Source organism: Mycobacterium sp. DBP42, assembly GCF_005924235.1.
Lineage (GTDB): Bacteria > Actinomycetota > Actinomycetes > Mycobacteriales > Mycobacteriaceae > Mycobacterium > Mycobacterium syngnathidarum.
Window position 1 is genome coordinate 32,798 of record NZ_VCMY01000037.1, and the last position, 25,467, is coordinate 58,264.

Here is a 25,467-nt window from a genome sequence, read left to right on the forward strand (position 1 = left end):
TCGAACCAGATCTGCGCCGTCGGCGAGGGCGTATCCGTCGGCCGGTGGTAGTTCCCGAGCCGGTAATACGGTTCGGTCTGGGCAGGATCCGTCACGGAGCTGACGCTACTCCGGGGTGGCTCGACACCGGCGTTGCGAACATGTTCTAGTGCTGGGATGCCGGGTTACACCCATGTCGAGGGTCTCAGTTCTGCCGACGTGCAGCGTCTGCGGGAGGTGTGGGCGCCGTTGGCCGATTCGGTGCGGGCGCTGATCGACGCCAGCATCCGCTCACAGGTGGACGCCGACGAGGTCGCGGCCGTGCGGGCCCAGATCGACGATGCGACCACCCGGCTGCGGGCTGAGCAGATGGACGGGCCGTTCGGCGTCCAGTTCACCTCCGACGGAGACCGGATGCCGTGGGGCAACCCGGCGATCGGCATCCGCAATCCGATCGCGCCGCCACTGGTGATGGTCAAAGACCCGGACGGTGGTGTCCACACCGATTTTTATCTGGGGGCGGCCTACGAAGGGCCGCCGGGCCATGTCCACGGCGGCATGGTGGCCATGGTTCTCGACCACGTGCTGGGGGAGGTGGCTGCCAGCGACTCGGATCGCCCGCGGTTCACCGGCACGCTGACCATCCGTTATCTGCGGGCCACTCCGCTGGGCGAGCTGCATGCCGAAGGCCGGATCACCCGCACCGACGGAATCAAAGCCTTTGCCTCCGGCCACGTTTCCGACGCCGAAGGGATCACCGCCGAGGCTGAAGGGGTTTTCATCCTGCCGAAATGGGCACGCAGCTGAGCTAGTGCGAGTCGTCGGCCGGCTCGACACGATCGATCGCGATGTCCTCGAGGCTGCGGGTGATCGTTGTCAATTCGCCGATCAGGATGCGGGCCGCCCCGTTGTCGGCCGACAGCGTCGAGGCCACGTTGTGGACGCGGCGCAGCGCGGTGGACAGTTCGGCGGTATCGAGGCTCCATGGCACGGCCGGGCTCGGCGGTGCTCCGCGCAGCGCCTCCACATAATCGTCCACCGCAGCGATGAACTCGTTGTGCAGTGCGGACGACGGATGGGTCGGCAAGCTGTTCTCCAGCGTGGTGCAGGCGCTGGTCACCGAGTTGAGCGCGGTGCGGTAGGACCGCAACCACCGACGCAGGATCGGTGGGTCCAGACTGGTCGCGCCCCACGCGGCCTCGAAGGCTGCCCGCGCGCGGAACGCCCGCTGCCAGGCCGCCGACAGGATCTCGGCCGGGTGATCGACCTCGTGTACGAAGGCCTTGATCACCAGCGCGGCGTAGTCGATCTCGGTCATCAAGAGTTCACCGGCGCGCTGGCGCAGCCGGATCAGGGCGTGATCGGGTAGCGCCACGTGGGCCATCACGGCCAACGAGCCGCCGATCATCACCGCGAACAACCGGTCGGTGTTGCCCGACCAGGGTTCCGCGGCGCTCACCCCGACGGCGAACATCACGATCGTCCCTACCGCCGCGCCGACGGCCAGATACCCGAACTGCGCGACACCATAGGCGAGCCCGACGAACAACAGGGCACACACCGCCGAGCCGACCGGGCCGGGTTGCCAGATGAAGGTGAGGAGGGAGGCCACGGCGATGCCGACGCACAGGCCCGCGATGCGCCCTGCGCACCGGGTATAGGTATGTGCCGTTTCCGGCCGCAGCACCACCACGACCGTCAGCGGCATCCAGTAGGCGTGCTCGAGCCCGCCGTACCGAGCCGCCGCGACCGCCAGGGCAGTTGTCACCGACAGCCGGATGGCGTGCCGCAGGATGGGGGAGGTCCAGGTCAGGTGGGAGCGCACCACGGCGGGCGCCGAGGCCAGCGAGCCGATCAGGTCGGGCCGGTGCAGCTGGCCGAACCGCAGTACCGCGGCTTCCCGCAACTGTTCACAGAATCGTTGTGCCAGCGCGGCTTCGGGGCCTGTGACGGCGGCTGCGGCGGTGTGGACGCGCACCAGGGCGTGCTCGGCGTCCCGTCGCGCGGTGTGACTGTGATCGGCGATCGCGTCGAGCAGCACCGCGGCGGCGGTCAGCAGTTGCGGCAGCCCGCTGCCGGCCGCGGATTCTTCCTCGGGCATGTCGTCGCGTCCGGCGGTGGCGTGCAGCGAGGCCAACGTGCCTGCGAGACGTTCCGGTAGCCGATAGCCGCCGTGGTAGGCCCGCGGCCGTTGGCTGACCTGGCTGTCGGCGAACACTTCACGCAGCCAGGTCAACGGTGCGTCGTCGACATCGGCGGCGCTGTTGGTCGCGACGTTGCGGGAATCGGTGGCCAACGACCGGTAGGCCCGGGTGAGCCCTTCGCGCTGGGCCCGCCAGCGCCGCGGTGGCCAGACGGCGATCAATACCGCCTGCACCACGCCGGCCAGCACCACCAGGACAGGTGTCAGCAGAGCCTGGCCGACCGTCGGGGCGACCGGTGGCGCCAGGACCAGCAGCGCGCTGGCTGCCGAGGCCACCAGGCCCGCATTGGCGCCGAGCGACCACTGCATGCCTGCGGCGAAGCACCACAGCGCCACCACGGCGACGAACACCGGGCTGTGCCCGCCGGCGAGGATGCCGAGCAGTACGGCGATGGCCAGTTCGACGGAGCCGGTGACAACCAGCGGGATCCGGCCGCCGGGGCTGCGCTGCAGCGCGATCGCGCCGGCGATCACGCCACCGCTCAGTGTCCACATCGCGGTCGCACCGGTTCCCCACGCCAGGGCGACAGCTGTCACTGCCAGGACGCCGATCAGGCTGCGGGCCACCGCGCCGGCGTCGGGGGTGCTCAGCCGGAGCGCGTCGGCTGCCTGTCCACCCGTGTGCACCCCACCATTCTCTCTCGCCGCGGGCTGCCGGGGTGGCAAGCACCCACGCGTGGCGGAAATCGGTGCGCCGGTAGGTTCTCCCACCGTGGAGAAAGTCATCGTTCTGCTACGTGGGGCCCACTCGGATCAACAGTGGTGCGAGCGGCTGCGCACCCGTGCGGCCGACGAACTGCTGGCGCTGGGGATCGACGGCCTGGCGGTCAATGTTCGCGACGACGCGGTGCGAGAGTCGTTGATGACGCTGACCACGCTGGACCCGCCCGTGGTTGCGGTGGTGAGCCTGTGGGTTCGGCAGTACTACGGTGAGCAGGTCCGGCAGGCATTGGAAGTGCTTGCGGCCGAATGTGATTCGCTGGCGGCATATCTGGTCACCGAATCGGTTCCGATGTCTGCGCCGCCCACCGCGGCGGGTGAGCGGACCGACGGCCTGGCCAATATCGCACTGCTGCGCCGGCCCGCGGACCTGGACCGGGCCACCTGGCTGCGTCGCTGGCACCTCGATCACACCTCGGTGGCCATCGAAACCCAGGACACGTTCGGCTACACGCAGAACACCGTGGTCCGCGCCCTCACCGAGGATGCCCCGGCGATCGACGGCATCGTCGAAGAGTTGTTCCGCCAGGAGGCGGTGTCGGATCTGCATGCGTTCTTCGGCGCGGCCGACGACGACGATCTTGCCGACCGCATGCGTCGCATGGTGGCCAGTACCGACGCCTTCGGCGCCAGCAGCAACATCGACACCGTGCCGACCAGTCGGTACGTCTATGTCACCCCGTTCGCCGGAGGGTAGCCCGCACCCGGCCGGCAATAGTGAAACGTGTTCTAGTTAGGCTGCAGCGGTCACGGCGCGCACCCGAGGAGTGAGAGATGACCCTGCTGATCGAGGACAACAACCGGGTCCGCACCCTTACCCTCAACCGCCCGGAAGCGCTCAACGCGTTCAACGAGGCGTTGTACGACGAGACGACGATCGCCCTGCGCGCCGCGGCCGAGGATCCCGACGTGGCGGTGGTGCTGCTGACCGGGGCCGGTCGGGCTTTCAGCGCGGGCAACGATCTCGTCGAGATGCAGACTCGCATCACCAATCCGGAGTTCACCCCGGGCGAGCACGGGTTCTACGGGATGATCGAGGTGATCGCCGATTTCCCGAAGCCGTTGATCTGTGCGGTGAACGGGGTCGGCGTGGGTGTCGGGTGCACCATCCTTGGTTACGCCGACCTCGCGTTCATGTCGTCGACGGCCCGGCTGAAGTGCCCGTTCACCAGCCTCGGGGTGGCGCCGGAGGCGGCGTCGTCGTATCTGATGCCGCGGCTGGTCGGCCGGCAGAACGCCGCCTGGCTGTTGATGTCCTCGGAATGGCTGAGCGCGTCCGAGGCTCTTGAGATGGGCCTGGTATGGAAGGTCTGTGAGCCTGACGAGCTGCTGTCCGAGGCCCGCCGCCATGCCGAAATCCTTGCAGCGAAGCCGATTTCGAGCCTGGTTGCGGTCAAGCAGGCCATGGTGGCACCGATCCGCGACCAGATCTCGGCGGCAGTGCAGCGGGAGAAGGCGTTGTTCGTCGAATTGGTCGGCGCGGCGGCCAATGTCGATGCGCTGGCGCAGTTCGCCGATCGCAAGCGCTAGCGGGTGACCCGTGAGGGGCAGCCGTTGATCTGCGGCGGGCCCCCCTCGGCCGCCTGATGGGCGGCGATGATGGCGCGGATCGTGCGTCGGCACCGTCCGCAATCTGCCCCGGCGCCGCAGGCTTCCGCCACCTCCTTGGACGTCCTCGCGCCGGCCTCGACGATTTCGTTGACGACCTGGCTGGTCGCCCCGGTGCACAGGCAGACGAACATCAGTCGTCCCGCTCGTCGACGTTCATGATGTGCGCCAATTTGCCCACGAACAGGCTCGGATAGGCGCCGAAGCCGGCCGTGGTCATCCACTCGGCAGCCGCATCGGGGTGGTCGATCCACTGCCGGGCGCTGATCTCGTCGGAGACCTCCTGCAGGATCATCACTTCCTGGCCGTCATCGAGCGCCTGGTAGACCCAGATCTTGCGGATGCCGCCCTGCTCGAAGCGGTCGAGACCGTCGTGCACCTTGCGCATCAGCGTGGGGACGTCGTCGACGGTGGCGACCGCGCCCACGATCACCCCGGCCACGTGCCCCTCCGGCGACGGCTCGGTCAGGTCGATTTTCTCGACCACTTCGCCGCCGAATATCGGCGGAATATCTTCGACGCCGGAAATATCGAACCACTCGAAAATCGCCGGGGAACGTAATACGTCGCGGATTGACCGGGCGTGCCGAATGCCAATTGTCACCAATACCCGGCCGGGCTCCCAAATTGATTTATAGAGCACCACATGATGGGCGCCGATAGACAATAGGCCGGACCGGTGCTTCTTCATCCATTTCCACATCTCTTCGACGTCGTCGACGCGGAAATCGCACGAGAGAATGAGCGAGTGTAAATCGTACTCACTCATCTTTACCGACCTTTCTTTTGGGGTGTGGCAAGAGATTAGCGCAGTCTAACCTTAGTTAGGACAGCCAGTCCACTCCTCGTGGCCACGCCTCGGTCCGGTTGCGTCCAAAGCTTCGCCAATGTCGCACCAACACGCCGAATTAGGCGTTGAACATTGCGCCGCGCCATGCTTTCTGCACTAGATTGGATGTGCACGACAGACGGCAACACTTGACCAGCCCTCAAGGTGCTTAGGAGTCACGATGCAAGGCGATCCGGATGTTCTGAAATTGCTCAACGAGCAATTGACAAGCGAACTCACCGCAATTAATCAGTATTTTCTTCATTCGAAAATGCAGGACAATTGGGGATTTACCGAACTGGCGGAACACACCCGTGCCGAGTCTTTCGAAGAGATGCGGCACGCGGAGACCATCACCGACCGAATCCTGCTCTTGGACGGCCTGCCCAACTATCAGCGACTGTTTTCGCTGCGGGTGGGCCAGACGCTTCGGGAGCAGTTCGAGGCCGATCTGGCGATCGAGTACGAAGTGGTGGCCCGGCTGAAGCCGGGAATCATCATGTGCCGGGAGAAGCAAGACGCTACTTCCGCGGGGATTCTGGAGAAGATCCTGGCCGATGAGGAAGGCCACATCGACTACCTGGAGACCCAGTTGGAGCTCATGGAGAAGCTCGGCGACGCGCTGTATGCAGCGCAGTGCGTCTCCCGGCCGCCGCAATAAGGACGGTCGTACCACCCGTTTCAGTCGAAGCCGCCCTGGGTAGCCGGTGACCGCCGGTTGTCCAGGGCGGTGTTCGTCACGGCTGTAACTTTCATAGCCTATCTAACGATATCGTGGTTGAACTGGCAGGCTGATGAAAGGAAGTCATGTCGAGCCCATCGACCACCGCCGAGCCGACCTCGGGTGCGGCCCTGTTGAGCGTGCGCATGCGCAATCTGGTGTTCATCGCCGTGCTGCTCGGCATGCTGCTGGCCTCGCTGAACCAGACCATCGTCGCGACGGCCCTTCCGACCGTGGTGGCAGACCTCGGCGGGGCCGGCCATCAGGCGTGGGTGGTGACGAGCTACCTGCTCGCCTCGACCGTCGTGACCGCTGTGGTCGGCAAAGTCGGCGACATCTTCGGCCGCAAGGCGGTGTACCAGGCCGCGGTGTTGTGTTTTCTCATCGGATCGGTCCTGAGCGGGCTGTCCGGTTCGATGGTCATGCTGGTGGCCGCGCGGGCGCTGCAGGGGATCGGCGGCGGTGCGATCATGGTGACTTCCTCCGCGCTGATCGCCGAGGTCATTCCGCTGCGCGATCGCGGGCGGTACCAGGGTGCGCTCGGGGCGGTTTTCGGTGTCACGACCGTGGCCGGCCCGCTGCTCGGCGGTTTCGTCACCGACCACCTCGGCTGGCGGTGGGCGTTCTGGCTGAGCATCCCGGTGGGCCTGGTTGTGCTCGTGGTCGCGGCCGCCACCATCCCGGCGCTCACCTCTCGGCCGGCCCGCCCGGTCATCGACTACGCCGGAATCGTCTGGGTCGGGATCGGGGCGTCCGGTCTCACCCTGGCCACCAGCCTCGGCGGCGAACTGGCGTGGACGTCACCGACGATCATCGGCCTGGTGTTGGGGTCGGTCTTGGCCCTGGCGATGTTCGTGCGAGCGGAATTCAAGGCGGCCGAACCGATTCTGCCGATGCGCCTGTTCCGCAATCCGGTGTTCACCATGTGCTGCGTGCTGTCGTTGGTGGTCGGTTTCGCGATGCTCGGTGCACTCACCTTCATGCCCACCTTCATGCAGTTCGTCGACGGTGTGTCGCCGTCTGAATCCGGTCTGAGGACCATGCCGATGGTGGTCGGGCTACTGATCACCTCGACGGTCAGCGGCAGCCTGGTGGGGCGCACGGGTCGCTACAAGATCTATCCGGTGGCCGGGACGGCCGTCATGCTCGTCGGCTTCGTGCTGCTGTCGCGAATGAACGCCGCGACGCCGATCCCGTTGCAGTCGCTGTACTTGTTGATCCTGGGCGCCGGTATCGGCATGTGCATGCAGGTGCTCGTCCTCATCGTGCAGAACACCTCGGACTTTGCCGACTTGGGCGTGGCGACCTCCGGGGTGACGTTCTTCCGGACCATCGGAAGTTCGTTCGGTGCCGCAATTTTCGGTTCGCTGTTCGCCGGATTTCTCTCCGACCGGCTGCCGGGTGCGCTCGCGGCCAGCGGAGCCCCGCCGGTTGCGGGGGCCTCGCCCAAGGCGCTGCACGAGTTGCCGCCCGAGGTTGCCGCCCCGATCGTCAACGCCTATGCCGATGCATTGGATCTGGTCTTCCTGTGTGCCGCACCGGTGGCGCTAATGGGCTTGATCGCGGCGCTGTTCCTCAAGGAGGTGCCGTTGGTCGAGGCCGAGGCGACGCTGGCTGCCGACCTCGGCGAGGGCTTCGGCATGCCGAGCGCGGAATCCTCGGACCAGGTGCTGGAGACGGTGGTCAGCCGCCTGATGCGCAGCTCACCGGAGGTGCGATTGCGCAGCGTCGCCGGGACGTCGGGGTGCGAACTGGATGTGGCCGGACTCTGGGCGCTGCTCAAGATCTACCGGCACAACCAGGTATTCGGCTCGGCCCGCCTCACCGAGATCGCCGATCGGCTCGTGGTGCCCTATGAGGTGCTCGAGCCGACGTTCAACCGCCTGGTGCAGGACGGGTATGTGCTCCGTACGGGAGACAGCCTGTGGCTGACCCAGAAGGGCGTGCAGCAGGTTGACTGCGTATCCGCCGCGCTGGTCGGGCGGATCGTCGACAAGCTGGGCGAATCAGCGTCTTTCGAAGGCCGGCCAGACCGAGCGCAGGTCGAGGCCGCGCTCGAGCGGATCGCTCACCGGGTGGTCGTGCAACGGGACTGGGGTGACGAGGACCGAGCCACCGAGCTGAGTGGCTCGGGGGCCAAAAACTAGAACTTGTTCCAGAATCGGCTTCGCGCGCGTACGATTCGGCCATGAGCCGTATCGGAGAATTTCCCGACGACGACGTGGCCGGCTGGATCCTGAAGTCTCCGGAGATCGGCACCGCCATGGCCAACTTCACCAACGCGGTGTACACCAAGGGGCGGCTGCCGTTGCGGGTCCGCGAGCTCGCCCGGATGGTGATCGCGCTGGACAACGAATGCGCGGTGTGCCAGAACACCCGCGACTCCGACGGGGCCGCGGCCGGGGTGGACGAGGATCTCTACGATCACGCCGCCGAGTGGCAGACGTGGCCGGGTTACAGCGCCCAGGAGCGGATTGCCGCCGAGTTCGCCCACCGGTTCGCCACCGGTCACACCGAACTTCGCGACGACGAGGACTTCTGGGAGCGCGCCGGTGAGCAGTTGGATGCCGAGTTGCTCACCGACCTGGCACTGTCGTGCGCGATGTGGCTCGGGATGGGCCGGATGTTACGTACGCTCGACATCGGCCAAACCTGCAAGATCACCCTGTAGCGCACCCTGCCCCGGCGCACAATGAGGTTGTGACGGCTGGATCATCGGGACCGGCGAAACCGCTGGCTGCGGCCGCCATCGCCCAGCTGGAGTCCGACGGGGTCGCGACTCTGATCGGCACGGTGGTCAGTCCGGCCGGGTTGACCCACGCGAAAACCGTTCCGCTGCGCCGGATGGGGATCTTCGCCGATCCGGGTCTGGGTGCCAGTCCGGTGTTCCACGCGTTCACCATCGATCAGACCGGGATCGCCAAGAGCGCGGACATCGGCGTGGTGGGGGATCAGCGGATCCGCATCGACCTCGGTGCACTCCGGATCCTCGGTGATGGATTGGCTTGGGCCCCAGCGGCTTTCTACAACCAGGACTGTTCCGCAGATCCGTACTGCACGCGCGGGACGCTGCAGCGCGTACAAGACCGGCTGGACGCCGCCGAGCTGACCGCTCTCGTCGGCCATGAGGTGGAATTCGTGCTCGTGGGGCCGGACGGGGGCCGGCTCCCGTCACTGCTGTGGGCGCAGTACGGGTTGGCCGGTGTGTTGGAGTTCGAGGGGTTCGTCCGCGATGTCACCAATGCGGCCAACAGTTCCGGAGTGGCAATCGAGCAATTCCATCCCGAGTACGGGCCCAACCAGTTCGAGATCTCGTTGGCGCCGTTGCCCCCGGTGGCCGCCGCCGACCAGTTGGTACTGATGCGGATCATCGTGGCCCGGGTCGCCCGACGATACGGATTCCGGGTCAGCCTGTCTCCCTTTCCGTTTGCCGGCGGCGTGGGTTCCGGTGCACACCAGCACTTTTCACTGGCCAGGTCGGGGGTGCCGCTGTTCTCCGGTGGGACCGGCACCCAGGGAATGACACCGGAGGGCCAATCGGCGTTGGCCGGGCTGCTCGCCGGCCTGCCCGCGGCCCAGGGGGTGCTGTGCGGGTCGGTGCTCTCCGGGCTGCGCATCCAGCCTGGTTACTGGGCCGGTGCCTACAACTGCTGGGGCACCGAGAACCGCGAAGCCGCCCTGCGTTTCCTGATCGGCGGTCCCAGCAATCCCTACGGCGCCAACGTCGAGGTCAAGGTCATCGACCCGTCCGCCAATCCGTACCTGGCGAGCGCGACCATCCTGGGGCTGGCCCAGCACGGCATCGACCAGGGCTTGACCCTGGGTCCGGAGGTCATCGTCGATCCCGCCTCGCTGAGCGATACCCAGCGTGCCGACAGCGGCGCCGTGCGGTTGCCCGATCGCCAGGCCGACAACCTCGCCGCACTCGACGCCTCGGCAGTGATCCGGAAAATACTCGGAGATCAGCCCGTCGAGGCGGTGCTCGCGGTACGCAACTACGAGCGGGAGAACTTCGAAGCCCTCGACGCCGAGCAACTCACCGAGCGGTTCCGCCTGGCCTGGAGCTTGTGAGCGGCAGGGCGAAACGTTTGTGGTCTGCCCGCGATGGCAATATCGATCCGATGATCGGAACACTTCGCTCCATAGTGCTGGACTGCCGGGATCCGCGGGCACTGGCCGAGTTCTACGCCGGGCTGCTGGGCGGACACGTCGCCGCCGAGGACGACACGTGGGTCGTCGTGACAGATCCGGCCGGGCGGCGGGTCGCATGCCAGTACTCGCCGCAACACGAGCCCCCGGACTTCCCCGATCCGCGAGGATCCCAGCAGCTCCACCTGGACATCGAGGTCGACGATGCGGATGTGGCCGAGCGCCAGGTGCTGGCGCTGGGCGCCACCCGGGTCACCGATGCCGTCGGTGAGGAGAACTTCCGGGTGTTCCGGGATCCGGCCGGCCACCCGTTCTGCCTGGTGTGGGGCACCGGCTAGTCAGGTGTCGGGTCAGACCAGCCCGGTGGCATCGAACACCCACGACATGTCCGCGGTGGCGAAATTCTCCAGCCAGTCCGGCGGGGCATGGTTGGCCAGGGCGCCCATGTCCCAGTAGTCCTTCCACAGCGTGACCTTGCCGTCCTCGACCCGGTGTACCGTGACGAACTTCAGCACGGCGGATTCGCCGCTGGCCCAATGCCATTCCTCATGATGTTCGTACATGGCGTCGCGACCGTTGTCCACGAGCAGGCCCGGGAAGTTCTCGTAGGACGCCAGCGGTTCGAGGCCGATCTTGAGGCGCTTGACGATGTCGGTGGGTCCCTTGGCTGCCGCGGCGGGACCCACCGGCATGTCGAGGTAGATGCAGTCGTCCGACAGATACGTCATGAGGGTGTCCCAGTCGCGCTCCGAAAGCGCTTTCCACATGCCGTGGACGGTCTCTTCGATCGTGACATCTTCAACGGACACTGGTCAGCTCACTGTTCTCGGCGGAGATCGACGGGGTCTGATGTGCGGCTCGCAGGAACCGGCCGGTACGCTGCTTGCCCACCAGGTCGGTCAACCGGCCGTCGGCGAACACGGTGCGCCCGCCGACGAGTACGGCGGTGACGGTGTCGTCATTGCGATTCACCATGCGGCACAAGCCGCCGTACTGGTCGACGGTGTCCTCGGCGTAGGCGTCGAGGGAGTCGTCGAGATGCTCGGGGTCGATGATCACCACGTCGGCGCGGTCTCCGATGCGCAGGTGGCCGGCGTCGATGCGATACCAGTCCGCGAGTTCGCCGGTGAGCCGGTGCACGGCCTGCTCGGTCGACATGAACGGCGTGCCCGCACGTTCGGCGTCGCGAACATGCCGAAGCAGTCGCAGCCCCATGTTGTAGAACGCCATGTTCCGCAGGTGCGCACCCGCGTCGGAGAACCCGAGCTGGATACCGGGGTCGCGGGCCAGCTTCTTGAGCACCTCCGGCCGGTGGTTGGATATCGTGGTGCGCCACCGCAGCGCCGTGCCGTGCTCGAGCACCAGGTCCAGGAAGGCATCAACCGGGTGCAGCCCACCCCGTTCCTGCCCGACCTCGCCGAACGATTTGCCGACCACGGATTCGTCAGGGCAGGAGACGATTTCGGCGTCGAAGAAGTCCCGGTGCCAGACCCGCACACCGAACTTGCTGTCGTAGTCCTTGCGGAACTTGCGCCGGTATTCCTCGTCGCGCAGTAGTTCATTGCGCTCGACTTCGTCGCGCAGGTGCAGAGCCGCTGCGCCGGAACCGAATTCCTCGAACACCACCAGGTCGATGCCGTCGGCGTACACCTCGAACGGCACCGGAAGATGCTGCCAGCGGAAGTTGCCGCCGAGCTTGTTCACCAGCCGGGCGACGGGGCCCATGATCGCGATCGAGTACGGGTTGGCCTTGATGTCCGCGGCCGAGAGCAGGCTGGTCTTCAGGTTGTTTCGGAACAGCCCGAGCGACTGCGCCAACTGCGAGACGAGGTTCAGCGGGTTCTGGATGTCCGGACCGGATTGCAGAACCCGGCCCGAGCGGCGTAGCAACGACTTGAGTCGGCGCAGCTCACGGGGTTTGGCGTAGGTCGAGGGCAGGGTGCGCGACCGGCAGGTGTCGCCGTCGATCTTGTCGAAGAGCAGCTGCTGAGACGACATTCCGACGAAGCCGGCCTCCAGGGCCTCGGTGAGCATCTGCTCCATCCGGGCCTGTTCGGCGGCGGTGGGCCGCTCGTCTTTGCGGGTGGCGCGGTCCAGGCCCATCACCGCGGTGCGCATGTCGGAATGCCCGATGAACGCGGCGAGGTTGGGTCCCAGCGGCAGGCTCTCCAGTGCCGTCACGTACCCCTTGCAGTCGGTCCAGGTCTTGTTCTCGTCCACTGCGGCGATGACTTGGCCCCGGGGGATGGCCTCGACCCGGCCGAACAGGTCACCGGCGTCGACGCCGCCGACGTGCACGGTCGACAGTGAGCAGGAGCCGAGCATCACGGTGGTCACGCCGTGGCGCAGCGATTCTGACAGCGAGGGGCCGCCCAGCACCTCGACGTCGTAGTGGGTGTGGATGTCCAGCATGCCGGGCATCACCCACTTGCCTGCGGCATCGATGACCTGCGGGCCGCCCGTCTCATCGAGAGGCTCGGGGGAGATCGCGACCACGTGCCCGTTGCGAATTCCGATGTTGCGGACGGCTGACGGGGCGCCGGTGCCGTCGAACCACCGGCCGTTGCGAATGATTGTGTCGAACGTCACTCAGCCATAGAACAGGCCCGGTCACGCCGATGTCAATGAAAATAGTGAACAGATTCGAGGAAATGTCTACTGGCCGTGTGCGATGACGCCTCACCTGGGGTTATAGCGGAGCCCAGACGTCCGGCACCCGCCCGTCGAGGTCGCTGAAACCGTAGTGGCGGGCGAGCGCGGCCGAGCTGACGGAATGCTGGTTCCATCGGGCCCGATCCGGGTCCGCGGCCACCGCGGCGATCCCGCGGCCGACGAACCTGGGGGACTCGGACTCGGCGAACCCGGGCGGCGCCGCCGGGTATCCGTCCGAGCGAGCCAGGTCGAGTGCGCCCCGCCAGTTGGCTTCGGTGACGCCGTAGTTGTCCAGCATCATTTCCGAGCGCAGCCAACCCGGGGTGACTGCCACGGCGGTGGCGCCGAATGCGGCGAGTTCGTGCCCATGGCTGAACGCCAGCCGGTTCACCGCGGTCTTGACGAGGTCGTAGAATACCGACAGTCGGGGATTTTCTGAGTTGAATTCCGTTGTCCCATCGGTCATCTCAACCAACAGCCCGCCGGGGCGGTCGGCGAGCAGCGGCAGGATGCAGTGCGAGGTGATCAAGTGGGTGTCCAGCCCGAGTCGCAGCATCCGCAACCCGTCGTCGAGATCGTGCTGCCACATCGGGCGGCCCCAGGTGTCGGGCGGCCCCTTGAGGATCTCGGCGCCCCAGATGTCGTTGACCAGAATGTCGATGTGCCCGTAGTCGGCCTTGAGCCGGCCGGCCAGTTTGCGCACCTGCGTCACCTCGAGGTGATCGACCTGAACCGCGATGCCGCACCCACCGAGCGCCGTGACCAGTTCGGCGGTTTCTTCGATGGTTTCGGGCCGGCGATAGTCGGAGTCGCGGCTTCCGTACCGGCTGCTGCGTCCGGTGCACACGACGGTGGCGCCGACCTCACCCAGCGCCGCCGCGATGCCCCGGCCCGCACCGCGGGTGGCCCCGGCGACCACGGCGATACGGCCCCGCAGCGCGTCCGGCTCCGGTGTCCAGCCCATCCGATGAGTATCCCGCGGGAGGCACCGTTTTAGCTGTGGTTCGGGATTTCGGCGCATACTGGATCGCCACACTTCTCACCCGAACCCGAGCGGGCCCCAGGGCTTGTTCAGTGGCTGTTCAGGTCACGGTCGCGCCCTCGTTGTTGACCGCACACGCGGCCCGGTTCTGATCGTGGCATGCGGGTTGTCCAGGTCGCCAACTTCTACGGCCCGCGATCGGGAGGCCTGCGGACCGCCGTCGACCGGCTGGGCGCAGAGTACTGTGCGCTGGGGCACGAGGTGTTTCTCATCGTCCCGGGTTCACAACCGCAGCGGCATGTCCTGGCCAGCGGCGTCGTGCGAATCTCCCTGCCCGCCAGGCTCATCCCGTTTACCGGTGGCTATCGTGCGGTGCTACCAGGTCCGGTGACCACGTTGTTGGAACAGCTGGGCCCCGACGCCATCGAAGTGTCGGACCGGTTGACCCTGAGGTCGCTGGGACCATGGGGCCGCAGCCATGGAGTGGCCACCGTGATGATTTCCCATGAACGCCTCGACCGGTTGGTCGGCCAGGTGCTGCCACGGTCGGCGGCGGTGGTGGTGGCTGACTTCGCCAATCGGCGAACCGCGGCCAACTATGACGCCGTGGTGTGCACGACGGCCTTCGCGCGGGAGGAATTCGACCGCATCGGCGCGCACAACGTCGCGACCGTTCCGCTCGGGGTGGACCTCGAGCAGTTCCATCCGCGGCGCCGGTGTCCGGCGATGCGCAGTCGGTGGGCCGGGCCGCAGCAGACCCTGCTGGTGCACTGCGGCAGGCTATCGGTCGAGAAGCATGCCCACCGGAGCATCGATACCGTCGCCGCACTGCAGGATTCGGGGGTCGACGCGCGGCTGGTGGTGGTCGGGGAGGGGCCGTTGCGGGCCCGGCTGGAACGGCAGGCCAGCGGGCTGCCGGTGGCCTTCACCGGATACATCGGCTGCCGAGACACGGTGGCGACCATCCTGGCCTCCGCCGACGTCGCGCTCGCGCCGGGACCGCACGAGACCTTCGGCCTGGCCGCGCTGGAAGCGCTGGCCTGCGGAACACCGGCGGTCGTGTCACGAACCTCGGCGCTGGCCGAGATCCTCACCCGCGACAGCGGAGCCACCGCCGACAACGACCCACAGGCCATTGCCCGTGCGGTCACCTCGGTGATCGGTCGCCCCGAACCGTTGCGGCGCAGCAGTGCCCGACAGCGGGCCGAGCAGTTCAGCTGGCCGCGATCAGCGGCAGGCATGCTCGATGTCCTGGGGCCCCGCTAGCAGCGCCGGATCGGCGGATTCGAGCACATCACGCCCTGGGGGGAGGGGATAATCGGCCCCGTCAGCACGATCCCGAGGGGGCCCGAATGTTGCGACTCGCGGCGGCGGTGGTGTCGTCGTTCTTACTAGTGGTTGCCAGTGTTGCTTGCGGGCAAGCCAATTCGCCGGGCGGTCACGGTCAGCATTCCGAGACGGTCACCGCGAGCTCCGACACATCGGTCCCATCCGGCCCTGTCCTCGCGATCGAGGGTATGGGGTTCAGCTCGCTCGGACCCGTCGCGCCGGGCACCGAGATCACGATCGTCAACAACGACGAGGTCGAGCATTCGGTGACCTCGCGGACCAAAGGGCTGTTCGACGTCCATGTCGAGGGCAAGGGTCGGGCGACGCTGACGGCTCCCGAAGAGTCGGGGGAGTATGCCTTCTACTGCCTGTATCACCCCGCGATGCTGGGCACCCTGACGGTCAGGTAGCCGCTGGGCCCGAGGACCAGGCCACCGGCATGCGCTTGATGCCGTGGATGAATTGTGACTGCAGCCGGTCGGGTTCCTCGGTCGCCACGATGTCGGGCAATTGCCGGTGCAGTTCCTCGAACGCCACGGTGATCTCACGGCGCGCCAAGTTCGCTCCGAGACAGAAATGTGCACCGCCGCCGCCGAATCCGAGATGGGGATTGGGATGGCGGGTGACGTCGAACATCCACGGATCGGCAAACTTCGACTCGTCGCGGTTCGCCGACCCGTACCACAGCGTGACCTTCGCCCCGGCGGGCAGCGGTGTCCCGCCGAGCACCGTGTCCTGGGTGACCGTGCGGCGCATGTAGCTCACCGGCGATGCCCAGCGCACGATCTCCTCCACCGCGGTGGGGGCCAGCTCGTCGTAGGCTGCCCACCATTTTTGGCGCTGCTCGGGGAATCGGGTGAGGGCCAGTACGCCGTGGCTGATGGCGTTGCGGGTGGTCTCGTTTCCGGCGACCACCAGCAGAATGAAGAACGAGGCCACCTCCGCCGAGGTCAGGCGTTCGCCGTCGACCTCGGCCTGGACCAGGCTCGTCGTGAGGTCCTCGGCCCCGACGGCGCGGCGCTCGTCGGCCAGCCCCGTGGCATAGGCGCCGATGTCCGTCGCCACCTGGAGGAACTCGTCGAAGTCGGTGGTCAGATCCGGATCGCCGAACCCCAGGATCACGTTGGTCCAGTGGAAGATCTGCTGATGGTCGGGCTCGGGAATTCCCATCATGTCGCAGATGATCTGCAGCGGTAACGGGCCGGCGAGTTCGTTGACGAGCTCGGCGTTGCCGTCGGGATTTCTGGCGACCATGTCGGCAACGAGCCGCCGGGCCCGATCACGGACAGAGTCCTCGATCAGCGCCACCACCCGTGGCGTGAACGCGCTGCGCACGATGTTGCGCAAGCGGGTATGACGCGGATCGTCCATCACGATCATGGAGCCGAAATACTCTGCCAGTTCCGGGGTTTGGTCACCGATGGTGATCCCGGACGCGGAGCTGAAGATCTCCGGATGCCGGCTGGCATGGAAGACATCGTCGTATCGGGTCACCGCCCAGTGCCCGGGGGTTTCGGGGAAACCCTCGAGGGTGCAGGCCGGGTGATACGAGATCGGGTCGTCGTGGCGCAGTGCAGCGAACGCTGCGTCCCGAATGTCGTCGTCCTCGCGCCAGAACTGCCAGGATCCGAGATCGACCTCCGACCGTGCTATGTCGGGAGGAGGTGCGCCATTGGTCCGCGGTGCGATACCCACCTCGCCAGGGTAGGTGCGCCAGGTGGGTGGACAACGGGTAACGCTCGGATCCGTGGTGGCGATACCTCCCTGGGGTGCACGTTTCGCCGCTCGCACAGGGCTGGGTTGCAAGGCGTTGCGGCGCCGGGCCGTTGGGGGACGGCCGGCGCCGGGGTCACGACTGTAGGAGGTCCAGGTATGAAACTGACCAAGTTCGTGGCGGCTGCGTTGACAGTCGGTGCGTTCGGAATCGGCGCCGCGGGGATGGGGGCCCCGGTGGCGTCGGCGTCGCCGGCGGTGCCCGCGCCGCTCAAGCCGGGGCACGGCAACGATGACTGCTTCCCGTTCTGCAACGGCGGGCGACCCGGTCATGACCGCGATTTCGACAGCCGTGGGCGCGGCCCTGACCGCGGCCCTGATTTCGACAATCGACGGCACTGGGATGACAAGGGACCCTGGTGGGCGAACAACCGGCACGACTGGTGGGACGACCGCAATGGCCCGCCGCCGTGGGGTTGGGGTCCGCCACCACCGTTCCACTGGCGGGGCGGGCCGCTGCCACCGACCGTCAATTACTGGGGTTACAACTTGAACCCAGTGTGGGACAACGGCTTCCGGCAGTGGGGCGTGTGGCTGTTCGGCGTCTGGATCCCGATCATCGGGGTTGGCGTCGGCTGATCTTCGGTAAAGGGGTACCCACGGCCGCGCCGTACGCCGGTCAGCCGCTCTCACGGGTGGGATTCTCGTCGGCGCCCTGATCGGAGTCATCCTGATCGTGGCGGACGACGCGAACCCGGCCGTGCGGCAGGCATGCGGCGTAGCCGTGGTACTTCCCGTACAGCTCCCACGAGGTATGCCCCTCGTTAGGCCGGACGTCGATGCGGTGGCCGTCCGAGAAGCTCAGGTGGAGACTGCCGTCGTCCTCCCAGTCGGCATGGGTACAGCGCTGGCCGGCGAAATCGAACAGCGGCCGGACCTCGTTTCGCAGTGCACGGGGGTCCAGTGACACCACTTCGGAATCGTCGGTGCCGGTCGCCGGCAGCGTCAGTTCCAGCGGAACCGAGATCACCAATTCGTTGTAGTCGTCGAGGTTGAGCACCAGGCCATCACGAAACGTGATCCGCTGGACCAAGCACCCTTGAATCCATTGTTCGCTCATTGTCTTACTCTGAACCGCCTGACGGGCGGGCACAAGAGGCGCGTCGCCGGTGTTACGCCCAATATGAACGGTATGGGACGCCCCCGATGAAGGTCCGCTTCGGTGTCGGGCTCGGTGCTGAAACCGCCCCGGAGGAGCTGGCCGACATCCTCGATCACCTCGAGGGTTCCGGCGTCGACTCGGTGTGGTTCTCCGAGCTGGTCTATACGCCCGCGGTGGACCCTTTCGTCGGTATGGCCTACGCGCTGGCCCGCACCCGGCGGCTCAAGGTCGGGACCTCGGTCGCGATTCTGCCGGGCCGCCATCCGGTTCTGGTGGCCAAACAACTGGCCTCGCTGGCGGCGCTGGCACCCAAGCGGGTGCTGCCCGCGTTCGGCCTGCACTCGGCACTCCCCGCCGAGCGGGATATCTTCGTCGTCCCCGACGGCCGCCGCGCCGCGGTCTTCGACGAATCCCTGGACCTGCTCCGAACCGCCCTGAACAGCGGCGACGTGACGTTCGAGGGCGAGTATTTCAGTGTCCGTTCCGCCCAGGTGCAGCCGCTGCCCGCCACCCCGATCGACATCTGGCTCGGCGGATCGGCACCGGCGGCGCTGACCCGCATCGGCAAATTCGGTGACGGCTGGCTGGGCAGCTTCCTCACCCCCGACGAGGCGGGCGCGGCCCGTCGGCGTATCGAAGCCGAGGCCGTTGCCGCAGGCCGCCGCATCGAGCCCGACCACTACGGCATCAGCCTTGCCGTGGGGGACGGCGCGCTGCCTGCTGAACTGCTCGCCGCGGTCCGTCGTCGCAGACCCGACGTCGACCCCGAGGAGCTGGTCGCTGCGGATTGGTCCGATCTGCACCGCCAACTCGATGGCTACCAGGCCGCCGGCCTGACCAAGTTCGTGGTCCGAGCGGCCGGGCCGACCGACCGCAACGCATTCCTGAACCGGTTCACCACCGAGCTGTTGCCGCGGCAGAACTGAAGGCGGGAACGCCGCGAACTTGAACCCGGGCGTGTCGACTTGCGTGTTAGGGGGTATGCGCGAGCCGTGGGTGTGCTTGCGCCCCGAGCGAAGGAGACGGTGCCATGAGGATGCGATTGCCGTACATACCCGGCCTGGCGGCCCTGCTGTCCGCGGTCGCGATGGTGTTCGCCCTGGTGGCGGCGCCGAGCGCGACGGCCGACGACCGGCTGCAGTTCACCGGCACCACCTTGTCGGGCGCCCCGTTCAACGGGTCGAGCCTGGCCGGGCGGCCTGCGGTGCTGTGGTTCTGGACGCCCTGGTGCCCGTTCTGCAACGCCGAGGCACCGTCGGTCAGCCAGGTTGCCGCCGCCAATCCAGAGGTCAGCTTCGTCGGTGTGGCGGCGCACTCCGATGTGGGGGCGATGCAGGCGTTCGTCGACAAGTACCACCTCAATTTCCCCAATCTCAATGACGCCGACGGGTCGATCTGGGCCCGCTACAACGTGCCGTGGCAGCCCGCCTACGTCTTCTACCGCTCCGACGGGTCGTCGACATTCGTCAACAACCCGACGTCGGCCATGCCGCAGCAGGAGCTGGCCGATCGGGTCGCGGCCCTGAAGAGCTAGTTACCGGGCGTGCGAGACAACCTGGTGGGGTTGGCGTTCGGTGCCGGGCTCGTCGCGGCACTGAACCCCTGCGGTTTCGCCTTGTTGCCGGGCTACCTCGCGCTGGTGGTGCGCGGTACCTCGCCGCGCGGGCCGCTTGCGGCGCTGGGGCGGGCGCTTGCCGCCACCGCGGTGATGACGGCCGGATTCGTCGCGGTGTTCGGCACATTCGGTCTGCTCACGGTTGCGGCTGCCAGCACTGTCCAGCGCTACCTGCCCTACGTCACCCTGCTGATCGGTGTCGTTCTCGTCGGACTCGGTTGCTGGCTGTTGGCCGGCCGCCGGCTCGGGCTGCTGCTGCCCGACGCCCTGACGGCACATACCGGCTGGGCGCCGACCGCCCGGCTCGGGTCGATGGCCGGCTACGGCGTCGGGTATGCGCTCGCGTCGCTCTCGTGCACCGTGGGCCCGTTCCTGGCCGTCACCGGCGCCACCCTGGAATCGAACACGCCACTGCATCGGGTGGCCGTGTTCGTCGCGTACGCGGCCGGTTTCGCCCTCGTCGTCGGCGTGCTGGCCGTCGCCGCGGCGCTGGCCGGCACCGTAGTGGTCGACCGGCTGCGGCGCGTCGTTCCCTACGTCAGTCGAATCAGCGGGGCCCTGTTGATCGTGGTCGGCGCGTATGTCGCGTACTACGGCTGGTATGAGATCCAATTGTTCAGCGCTGCAGGCAATCCCAGTGACCCCGTGATCGCCGCCGCCGGGCGGGTGCAGGGCAGTCTCGCCGGGTGGGTTCACCGGCACGGGGCGTGGCCCTGGGTGCTCGGCCTGCTGGCACTGGTCGTGCTCGGCGTGGGGCTGCGGATACGGCGGGTCAGATTCGCCGGGAGAACTCGCCGCGCACATCCGGCCACGGCGGACGACGCACCATAGCGGCCGTGGCCAATGTCGCTGCTACCAACCCGATCAGTTCACCCAGCAGGGCGATACGGGTGTGGTCGACCGCGGGCACCCAGGTGGGGTTGCCGTCTTTGACGACGAAGATGCCCAGCGGTCTGCAGTCGGACCGCCCGCTGCCGGGACGGTGCCGGGCCTTGCTGACCGGAATCACCGTTGCCCCGTCCGGCGTGACATACGGGTCACCGAACACCCGGGAGGTCGTCACGGGATCGGTGGCCATGCTCTCGAGCGAGTCGGGCAAGCGCATGCCGGACATCCTTTCGGTCAGCGGTCGAACTCGGATTCGTCGTCCAGGGGCACCGCGATGGCCTGATCGATCAGGTCCGCTTCGGTGGCATCGGTATCTGTCGAGATCCGCACCCGGGGCAGATCTGAGATCGCGTCGTCTTCGTCGTCGACACCGACTGGTATCAGTTGTTCGACAACGTCGGCCTCTGGGGCGCCATCATCGAAGTCGCCACGCTCAGCATGCGTCATGATTTCCCCTCATCGACCGGCAACGCCATCCATACCGATTGTGCTACCCGGGAAGTGGTGTTTCAACGCGAATTTTGGCAATTCATTGGCAGGCAACGGAACTGAGCGCTGTGCGAACAGCTTCGGGAACGGGGCGCTTGGTCCAGTCATCGGTCGAGACGACGACATAGACGTTGCTGCCGTGTACCCGCGGCTGCTCATGTCCGGAGGAGTCGGTGCCGAGCACGGTGAAGCCCAGGGTGAAGCTGGTGGTGCCGATACGCTCGCACCCGACCGCGACGCGGACCCGCTCCCGCCAGCGGACCGGTGCCCGGAAGTCGATCTCGGTGTGCACCACCTGCATGTCGACACCGTGGGCGATCAGGTCGGCATAACTGACCCGCAGGTGGTCGAACAGCCCCGTGCACGCCTCGTCGAACCAAGTGAGGTAGTGGCCGTTGAACACCACGCCCTGCTGGTCGATCTCGGCGTACCGCGGAACGATGCCGAAGCTGTACTGGGTCACGTGTGCACTCCAAAGGCCGGGCGGGGTCTGCGGCTCCACCGTAGCGGGTGCGGCGTGCCCCACCTCTTCCTCCGGGCCGAGCCGCGGGAGAGACTTCTGTCGTGAAGCTGGTGACCCTCGACGACATCGCTGCCGCGGCCGAGCGGATCGACTCCGACATCGTGCGAACCCCACTGTTGCCTGCCGGGTGGGGCGATCCCGTCCGGCCGTTGTGGCTCAAACCCGAGAATCTGCAACCGGTCGGTGCGTTCAAGATCCGTGGGGCGTTCAACGCGTTGGGCCGGCTGGATCCGGATGTGCGGGACAGGGGAGTGGTGGCCTATTCCAGCGGCAATCACGCTCAGGCGGTGGCGTATGCGGCTGCTGCCTATGGAGTTGCCGCGCATATCGTGATGCCCGAGGAGACGCCGGCGGTGAAGGTGCAGGCAACGCGGGATCGCGGAGCTCAGGTGGTGTTGTGTGGGGCCGGACGGCGTGAGAGCGTGGCCGCCGAACTGGTTGAGCGCACCGGCGGTGTGTTGGTGCCGCCCTTCGATCATCCCGATGTCATCGCCGGGCAGGGCACCATCGGTTTGGAGATCGCGCAGGACTTGCCGGATGTCGCATCGGTATTCGTTCCTGTCAGCGGCGGCGGGCTGGCCTCGGGTATCGGCACCGCGATCCGTGAGTTGATCCCGCAGGCGAAGATATTCGGCGTCGAGCCCCAGCTGGCTGCGGATACCGCCGAAAGTCTGGTCGCCGGTTACCGCGTGGACTGGCCTGTGGCACAGCGTAACCGGACGATTGCCGACGGGTTGCGCTCAACACCTTCGGAGCTCACGTTCGCTCATCTGCAGCGGGTTCTCGATGGCGTCATCACCGTGACCGAGGATGAGATCCGTTCGGCGGTAGGGGAGCTGGCATTGTGCGCACACCTTGTCGCCGAACCCAGTGGCGCGGTGGCGCTGGCGGGTTACCGCAAGGTGGCCCAGCCGCCGGGTCCGGCCGTCGTCATCGTCTCCGGCGGCAACATCGAGCCGGCGATGCTGGCCGCTGTCCTGACCGGCGGTCAGTGAACACCTTCCATCATCCGGCTTATCCGCGGCGACATCAGTAGCACCACGACACCGACGAGGATTGCCACCGCTCCCAGGATGCCGAAATAGGCGAGTTCGTTCGTGGGATCGTAGTGCTGCGCGAGGACCCCTGACATCGCCGTACCGAGGCCGACCGAGAAAAAGAACAGCGCCATCATCTGAGCCCGGAAAGCTTGTGGTGCAAGCTTTGTGGTGACCGACAGTCCGATCGGTGATACCAGCAACTCGGAAACCGCGAACACCACCATGATGCCGGCCACCAGCAACGCGGGCACCACCCTGCCGGTGGTGGAGGCGCTCGGCAGGAACAGCAGAAACGCTGCGCCCATGCCCATGACGCCGTAGGCGAACTTGTGCGGGGTACTCGGCGCACGGTTACCCAGCCGGGTCCACAGGATCGCGAACAGCGGTGAGAGCAGGATGATCCAGACGGGTTCGATCGAGCCGATCCAACTCGAGGGTGCGGTCCAGCCGAATACAGACCAGTTGACCCGCTCGTCGGAGTAGAGCGCCAGCACCGTGAAGGTCTGCTGAAACAGTGACCAGAACACCGCGTTGGCGATGAACAGTGGGACGAAAGCGCGAACCCGGGCGCGTTCGGTGCCGGACACCTTGGGGCTGGTCAGCATCACCGCGAAGTACATCACCGAGGCCACGACGATGACGCCGGTGATGAACTGCGACAGGTTCGCCAACTCGACCACGTGCATCATGAACAGTGCCGCCACCGCCGCGGCCAGCGCGGCGACGACACCGAGGGTCTTGCCGATTGCCCGGGGTGGCAACGGATTTGCCACGATGCGCCCGTGGTCCCCGAGGTTTCGCCGGAATGCGACGTACTGCGCGAGGCCCAGCGCCATGCCGATGGCCGCGGCGCCGAACGCGTAATGGAACCCCGAGTGGTTCTGCAGAAAGCCCGTGATCAGCGGTCCGACGAAAGCACCCAAATTGACTCCGAGGTAGAACAAGGTGAAGCCGCCGTCGGCGCGCGGATCGTCCTTGTCATAGAGGGTGCCCAGCAACGAGGACGCGTTGGCCTTGAGTGCGCCGGACCCGAGTGCGACCAAGACCAGGCCGAAGCCGACGCCGGCCAGGCCCGGAATGACCGCGAGGGCGATGTGCCCGGCCATCACGACCACCCCGCCGTAGAACACCGTGCGTTCCATGCCCAGCAGGCGATCGGCGATCCAGCCACCGAGGACGGTGGACAGGTACACCAGCCCTCCGTAGGCGCCGACGATGCCGGTGGCGGTGCTCTTCGGTAGCCCCAAGCCACCGTCGGTGGCCGTGTAGTACAGGTAGTAGCCCAGGATGGTGAGCATCCCGTAGAACGAGAAGCGCTCCCACAGTTCCACCCCGAACAGATTGGCCAGCCCGACGGGATGGCCGAAGAACCCGCGACGGCGTGGTGGATCCTGAACTTCCGGCATGGGTGATCACCTTGCCATGCGTGCGGTCTGCGGGCCGGCATTTGGCTGCGTGACGGCAAACCGGCACAGCGTTGTGTGCTGGCTGTTCTGGGGCACAGCACATTTGGCCGCGGTCGCGACCGGGCTCAGTGGCGGTGCAGAGTTAGACGCCACGCTGCCACCGGGTAATGTCACGGTGAAACGTTTGGACGACGGCCACACATTTCGGGGGTGAACGTGGACGCGGTGCTCGGTGTTTCGTTGACACCGTCTACCGTCGGTCTGGTCCTGGTCGAGGGCAGCGAGGCTGACGGGGTTACCGTCGATCACAACGCCCTCGACATCCGTGGTCTTGCGCCCGCGCGGACAGACGACATCTGCGCTGACGTGGTAAAGGCCGTCCGGAAGTCCGAAAGGCTTGCCGCAGAACATGGTTTGCGGCTGACCGCAATCGGTGTGACCTGGAGTTCGGGGGCAGCCGCCGAGGCCACGGTCCTGCTGAAGAAGTTCGAGGACGCCGGATTTGCCGACGTGGTCCCGGTACGGTTGCCGCACGCGACGGATGCATTGGCCCGGCGCGTCGCCGGCACCGTCGGATTCGACACGACGAGCGTATGCGTCCTGGAACCCGATGTCGTGCAGGCGATGACGGTGGGCGGCGACGATCCGGTGCAGACTTCGGTGAGCCGCGGCATCGAGACCGTGGCCGGCCTGACCGCCTGGTTGTCGGAGATCTTCGATGCGGCGGACCGGCGTCCCGATGCGCTGGTGGTTGTGGGGGCTGCCGTCGACCTGGATTCCGTTCTACCGAAATTGGAACAGGCACTGCAGGTCCCGGTGTTCACCCCGGCCGAGCCGGGGCTGCCGTTGGCCAGGGGCGCGGCCCTGGCCTCGGCGCGACGCGGCCGCTGGGCTTCGGACGAGACCGCGACCTCGATTGTATGGCGCTGGCCCGCCAAGCAATTGACGCCTCTGGCTATATTGGTCGGTGGCGTGCTCGCCTTCGGGGTCTCGTTGGCGTTGGCCGTCGGTCAGCAGCTGCTGCCCGGTTCAGAGCCGGCTCCACACCGAAGCACCCGTCCGGTGGTGAGCACATCGGGCGACTCGGCCGCGGTGCCGCCGCCGTCGCTACCCGCCGTACCTCCGCCCCCCGAAGCGCCCCCCGCGTTGGAGCCTGTGGTCCAGGACGCCGGCCCGGAGTATGCGATCGGTCAAAACCCCACGGCCCCATCCGAGAACACCGCGGTGCCGGCCGAGCAACTCGCCCCTGTCGGTGCCGAGCCGGCACCGGTGATCTCGGAGTTGCCACCGGAGCCCGCCGAGGGGGTACCGGGTGCGCCACCGATCGAAGCGGGACAACTTCCCCCGCCACCGGATCAGTTGCCGCCGGGGGAAACCGTGATGCCGGAGGCGCCGCCTCCGCCATCCGAGCCACCACCTCCGCCCCCGCCCGAGCCACCGCCCCCGCCGCTGTCTCTTA

At 66.9% G+C, this 25,467-nt stretch carries 28 protein-coding genes; 16 read left to right on the forward strand and 12 right to left on the reverse strand.

Features of this window, described 5'->3' with window-relative positions; genetic code table 11:
* The first annotated feature begins 156 nt into the window (after positions 1–156).
* On the forward strand, positions 157–786 hold the full coding sequence (locus E0T84_RS24865; protein ID WP_070185001.1) for a PaaI family thioesterase: 630 nt from the start codon (positions 157–159) through the stop codon (positions 784–786).
* Position 787: 1 nt separating this feature from the next.
* Here E0T84_RS24865 and E0T84_RS24870 read toward each other — a convergent pair whose 3' ends face one another.
* The gene (locus tag E0T84_RS24870) at positions 788–2,809 is read right to left on the reverse strand and encodes an FUSC family protein (RefSeq protein ID WP_138745798.1); all 2,022 of its coding nucleotides are present in this window, start codon (positions 2,807–2,809) and stop codon (positions 788–790) included.
* 85 nt (positions 2,810–2,894) lie between these two features.
* Between E0T84_RS24870 and E0T84_RS24875 the strand changes: the two genes are divergently transcribed.
* Entirely contained in the window at positions 2,895–3,599 is a 705-nt protein-coding gene (locus E0T84_RS24875; RefSeq protein ID WP_138745813.1) for an EthD domain-containing protein, read from the forward strand.
* A gap of 77 nt (positions 3,600–3,676) precedes the next feature.
* Entirely contained in the window at positions 3,677–4,432 is a 756-nt protein-coding gene (locus E0T84_RS24880) for an enoyl-CoA hydratase/isomerase family protein (protein ID WP_138745799.1), read from the forward strand.
* On the opposite strand, the gene E0T84_RS24885 is transcribed toward E0T84_RS24880, so the two are convergent.
* Positions 4,429–4,644: a bacterioferritin-associated ferredoxin gene (locus tag E0T84_RS24885; protein WP_070185005.1), complete on the reverse strand. Its 216-nt coding sequence runs from the start codon at positions 4,642–4,644 to the stop codon at positions 4,429–4,431. The genes E0T84_RS24880 and E0T84_RS24885 overlap by 4 nt on opposite strands.
* Entirely contained in the window at positions 4,644–5,279 is a 636-nt protein-coding gene (locus E0T84_RS24890; protein ID WP_070185006.1) for a fatty-acid--CoA ligase, read from the reverse strand. Before E0T84_RS24890 ends, E0T84_RS24885 begins: the two co-directional genes overlap by 1 nt.
* A gap of 241 nt (positions 5,280–5,520) precedes the next feature.
* Here E0T84_RS24890 and bfr point away from each other — a divergent pair, with 241 nt between their 5' ends.
* The 5 genes from bfr (at position 5,521) to E0T84_RS24915 (ending at position 10,547) form a co-directional block, all read left to right on the forward strand.
* Entirely contained in the window at positions 5,521–6,000 is a 480-nt protein-coding gene (gene bfr, locus E0T84_RS24895; protein ID WP_019345482.1) for a bacterioferritin, read from the forward strand.
* 146 nt (positions 6,001–6,146) lie between these two features.
* The gene (locus E0T84_RS24900; protein WP_070945316.1) at positions 6,147–8,207 is read left to right on the forward strand and encodes an MDR family MFS transporter; all 2,061 of its coding nucleotides are present in this window, start codon (positions 6,147–6,149) and stop codon (positions 8,205–8,207) included.
* Between the two features lie 41 nt (positions 8,208–8,248).
* A complete protein-coding gene (locus E0T84_RS24905; protein WP_138745800.1) occupies positions 8,249–8,731 on the forward strand; it encodes a carboxymuconolactone decarboxylase family protein in 483 nt (160 codons plus the stop codon).
* A 29-nt stretch (positions 8,732–8,760) separates the two neighbouring features.
* Complete coding sequence (locus E0T84_RS24910; protein ID WP_138745801.1) at positions 8,761–10,131, forward strand: glutamine synthetase family protein; 1,371 nt, start codon at positions 8,761–8,763, stop codon at positions 10,129–10,131.
* Between the two features lie 50 nt (positions 10,132–10,181).
* Positions 10,182–10,547 carry a VOC family protein gene (locus tag E0T84_RS24915; protein WP_070185010.1) on the forward strand — a complete coding sequence of 122 codons (366 nt, stop codon included), beginning with the start codon at positions 10,182–10,184 and terminating at the stop codon, positions 10,545–10,547.
* 12 nt (positions 10,548–10,559) lie between these two features.
* Here E0T84_RS24915 and E0T84_RS24920 read toward each other — a convergent pair whose 3' ends face one another.
* From E0T84_RS24920 to E0T84_RS24930, 3 genes are all read right to left on the reverse strand, one after another.
* Entirely contained in the window at positions 10,560–11,018 is a 459-nt protein-coding gene (locus E0T84_RS24920) for a nuclear transport factor 2 family protein (protein WP_256366557.1), read from the reverse strand.
* Entirely contained in the window at positions 11,008–12,798 is a 1,791-nt protein-coding gene (locus tag E0T84_RS24925; protein ID WP_138745802.1) for an amidohydrolase family protein, read from the reverse strand. Before E0T84_RS24925 ends, E0T84_RS24920 begins: the two co-directional genes overlap by 11 nt.
* A gap of 100 nt (positions 12,799–12,898) precedes the next feature.
* Positions 12,899–13,825, reverse strand: a complete 927-nt coding sequence (locus E0T84_RS24930) for an SDR family oxidoreductase (protein WP_138745803.1) — start codon at positions 13,823–13,825, stop codon at positions 12,899–12,901.
* A 177-nt stretch (positions 13,826–14,002) separates the two neighbouring features.
* On the opposite strand from E0T84_RS24930, the gene E0T84_RS24935 reads away from it, so the two are divergent.
* Together E0T84_RS24935 and E0T84_RS32440 are read left to right on the forward strand one after the other, a co-directional pair.
* Positions 14,003–15,109, forward strand: coding sequence for a glycosyltransferase (locus E0T84_RS24935; protein WP_138745804.1), 1,107 nt, complete (start codon positions 14,003–14,005; stop codon positions 15,107–15,109).
* A gap of 251 nt (positions 15,110–15,360) precedes the next feature.
* The gene (locus E0T84_RS32440) at positions 15,361–15,582 is read left to right on the forward strand and encodes a cupredoxin domain-containing protein (RefSeq protein WP_239252925.1); all 222 of its coding nucleotides are present in this window, start codon (positions 15,361–15,363) and stop codon (positions 15,580–15,582) included.
* Here E0T84_RS32440 and E0T84_RS24945 read toward each other — a convergent pair.
* Positions 15,575–16,867, reverse strand: coding sequence for a cytochrome P450 (locus E0T84_RS24945; protein WP_070945324.1), 1,293 nt, complete (start codon positions 16,865–16,867; stop codon positions 15,575–15,577). The two genes, E0T84_RS32440 and E0T84_RS24945, sit on opposite strands and share 8 nt — an antisense overlap.
* 177 nt (positions 16,868–17,044) lie before the next feature.
* Here E0T84_RS24945 and E0T84_RS24950 point away from each other — a divergent pair, with 177 nt between their 5' ends.
* Complete coding sequence (locus tag E0T84_RS24950; RefSeq protein WP_070185016.1) at positions 17,045–17,524, forward strand: hypothetical protein; 480 nt, start codon at positions 17,045–17,047, stop codon at positions 17,522–17,524.
* A 40-nt stretch (positions 17,525–17,564) separates the two neighbouring features.
* On the opposite strand, the gene E0T84_RS24955 is transcribed toward E0T84_RS24950, so the two are convergent.
* Entirely contained in the window at positions 17,565–18,005 is a 441-nt protein-coding gene (locus E0T84_RS24955; protein ID WP_138745805.1) for a DUF6188 family protein, read from the reverse strand.
* Positions 18,006–18,091: 86 nt separating this feature from the next.
* Here E0T84_RS24955 and E0T84_RS24960 point away from each other — a divergent pair, with 86 nt between their 5' ends.
* The 3 genes from E0T84_RS24960 (at position 18,092) to E0T84_RS24970 (ending at position 20,493) form a co-directional block, all read left to right on the forward strand.
* The gene (locus tag E0T84_RS24960) at positions 18,092–18,973 is read left to right on the forward strand and encodes a TIGR03854 family LLM class F420-dependent oxidoreductase (protein WP_070185018.1); all 882 of its coding nucleotides are present in this window, start codon (positions 18,092–18,094) and stop codon (positions 18,971–18,973) included.
* A gap of 104 nt (positions 18,974–19,077) precedes the next feature.
* The gene (locus E0T84_RS24965) at positions 19,078–19,581 is read left to right on the forward strand and encodes a protein disulfide oxidoreductase (RefSeq protein ID WP_070185019.1); all 504 of its coding nucleotides are present in this window, start codon (positions 19,078–19,080) and stop codon (positions 19,579–19,581) included.
* A gap of 9 nt (positions 19,582–19,590) precedes the next feature.
* Positions 19,591–20,493 (forward strand): cytochrome c biogenesis CcdA family protein, encoded by a 903-nt coding sequence (locus tag E0T84_RS24970; protein ID WP_070185020.1) that lies wholly within the window; start codon positions 19,591–19,593, stop codon positions 20,491–20,493.
* Here the strand turns inward: E0T84_RS24970 and E0T84_RS24975 are convergent.
* From E0T84_RS24975 to E0T84_RS24985, 3 genes are all read right to left on the reverse strand, one after another.
* The gene (locus tag E0T84_RS24975; protein ID WP_070185029.1) at positions 20,435–20,767 is read right to left on the reverse strand and encodes a hypothetical protein; all 333 of its coding nucleotides are present in this window, start codon (positions 20,765–20,767) and stop codon (positions 20,435–20,437) included. The genes E0T84_RS24970 and E0T84_RS24975 overlap by 59 nt on opposite strands.
* 17 nt (positions 20,768–20,784) lie before the next feature.
* Positions 20,785–20,997 (reverse strand): hypothetical protein, encoded by a 213-nt coding sequence (locus tag E0T84_RS24980; RefSeq protein WP_070185021.1) that lies wholly within the window; start codon positions 20,995–20,997, stop codon positions 20,785–20,787.
* A gap of 82 nt (positions 20,998–21,079) precedes the next feature.
* The gene (locus E0T84_RS24985) at positions 21,080–21,502 is read right to left on the reverse strand and encodes a thioesterase family protein (protein WP_070185022.1); all 423 of its coding nucleotides are present in this window, start codon (positions 21,500–21,502) and stop codon (positions 21,080–21,082) included.
* Between the two features lie 101 nt (positions 21,503–21,603).
* Here E0T84_RS24985 and E0T84_RS24990 point away from each other — a divergent pair, with 101 nt between their 5' ends.
* Positions 21,604–22,557 (forward strand): threonine/serine dehydratase, encoded by a 954-nt coding sequence (locus E0T84_RS24990; protein WP_070185023.1) that lies wholly within the window; start codon positions 21,604–21,606, stop codon positions 22,555–22,557.
* Here the strand turns inward: E0T84_RS24990 and E0T84_RS24995 are convergent.
* On the reverse strand, positions 22,551–24,008 hold the full coding sequence (locus E0T84_RS24995) for a peptide MFS transporter (protein ID WP_138745806.1): 1,458 nt from the start codon (positions 24,006–24,008) through the stop codon (positions 22,551–22,553). The genes E0T84_RS24990 and E0T84_RS24995 overlap by 7 nt on opposite strands.
* A 210-nt stretch (positions 24,009–24,218) precedes the next feature.
* Here E0T84_RS24995 and E0T84_RS31940 point away from each other — a divergent pair.
* The coding region (locus E0T84_RS31940; RefSeq protein ID WP_171055158.1) for a hypothetical protein at positions 24,219–25,467 on the forward strand (1,249 nt) is incomplete at its 3' end.

Bases quoted from the DNA above. Each gene is read 5' to 3' on its own strand.
- E0T84_RS24935 (WP_138745804.1), top strand. From the start codon at position 14,003: ATGCGGGTTGTCCAGGTCGCCAACTTCTACGGCCCGCGATCGGGAGGC.
- E0T84_RS24905 (WP_138745800.1), top strand. From the start codon at position 8,249: ATGAGCCGTATCGGAGAATTTCCCGACGACGACGTGGCCGGCTGGATC.
- bfr (WP_019345482.1), top strand. From the start codon at position 5,521: ATGCAAGGCGATCCGGATGTTCTGAAATTGCTCAACGAGCAATTGACA.
- E0T84_RS32440 (WP_239252925.1), top strand. From the start codon at position 15,361: ATGGGGTTCAGCTCGCTCGGACCCGTCGCGCCGGGCACCGAGATCACG.
- E0T84_RS24900 (WP_070945316.1), top strand. From the start codon at position 6,147: ATGTCGAGCCCATCGACCACCGCCGAGCCGACCTCGGGTGCGGCCCTG.
- E0T84_RS24865 (WP_070185001.1), top strand. From the start codon at position 157: ATGCCGGGTTACACCCATGTCGAGGGTCTCAGTTCTGCCGACGTGCAG.
- E0T84_RS24975 (WP_070185029.1), bottom strand. From the start codon at position 20,767: ATGCGCTTGCCCGACTCGCTCGAGAGCATGGCCACCGATCCCGTGACG.
- E0T84_RS24955 (WP_138745805.1), bottom strand. From the start codon at position 18,005: ATGAGCGAACAATGGATTCAAGGGTGCTTGGTCCAGCGGATCACGTTT.
- E0T84_RS24885 (WP_070185005.1), bottom strand. From the start codon at position 4,644: ATGTTCGTCTGCCTGTGCACCGGGGCGACCAGCCAGGTCGTCAACGAA.
- E0T84_RS24995 (WP_138745806.1), bottom strand. From the start codon at position 24,008: ATGCCGGAAGTTCAGGATCCACCACGCCGTCGCGGGTTCTTCGGCCAT.
- E0T84_RS24930 (WP_138745803.1), bottom strand. From the start codon at position 13,825: ATGGGCTGGACACCGGAGCCGGACGCGCTGCGGGGCCGTATCGCCGTG.
- E0T84_RS24950 (WP_070185016.1), top strand. From the start codon at position 17,045: ATGAAACTGACCAAGTTCGTGGCGGCTGCGTTGACAGTCGGTGCGTTC.
- E0T84_RS24980 (WP_070185021.1), bottom strand. From the start codon at position 20,997: ATGACGCATGCTGAGCGTGGCGACTTCGATGATGGCGCCCCAGAGGCC.
- E0T84_RS24960 (WP_070185018.1), top strand. From the start codon at position 18,092: ATGAAGGTCCGCTTCGGTGTCGGGCTCGGTGCTGAAACCGCCCCGGAG.
- E0T84_RS24965 (WP_070185019.1), top strand. From the start codon at position 19,078: ATGAGGATGCGATTGCCGTACATACCCGGCCTGGCGGCCCTGCTGTCC.
- E0T84_RS24890 (WP_070185006.1), bottom strand. From the start codon at position 5,279: ATGAGTGAGTACGATTTACACTCGCTCATTCTCTCGTGCGATTTCCGC.
- E0T84_RS24915 (WP_070185010.1), top strand. From the start codon at position 10,182: ATGATCGGAACACTTCGCTCCATAGTGCTGGACTGCCGGGATCCGCGG.
- E0T84_RS24880 (WP_138745799.1), top strand. From the start codon at position 3,677: ATGACCCTGCTGATCGAGGACAACAACCGGGTCCGCACCCTTACCCTC.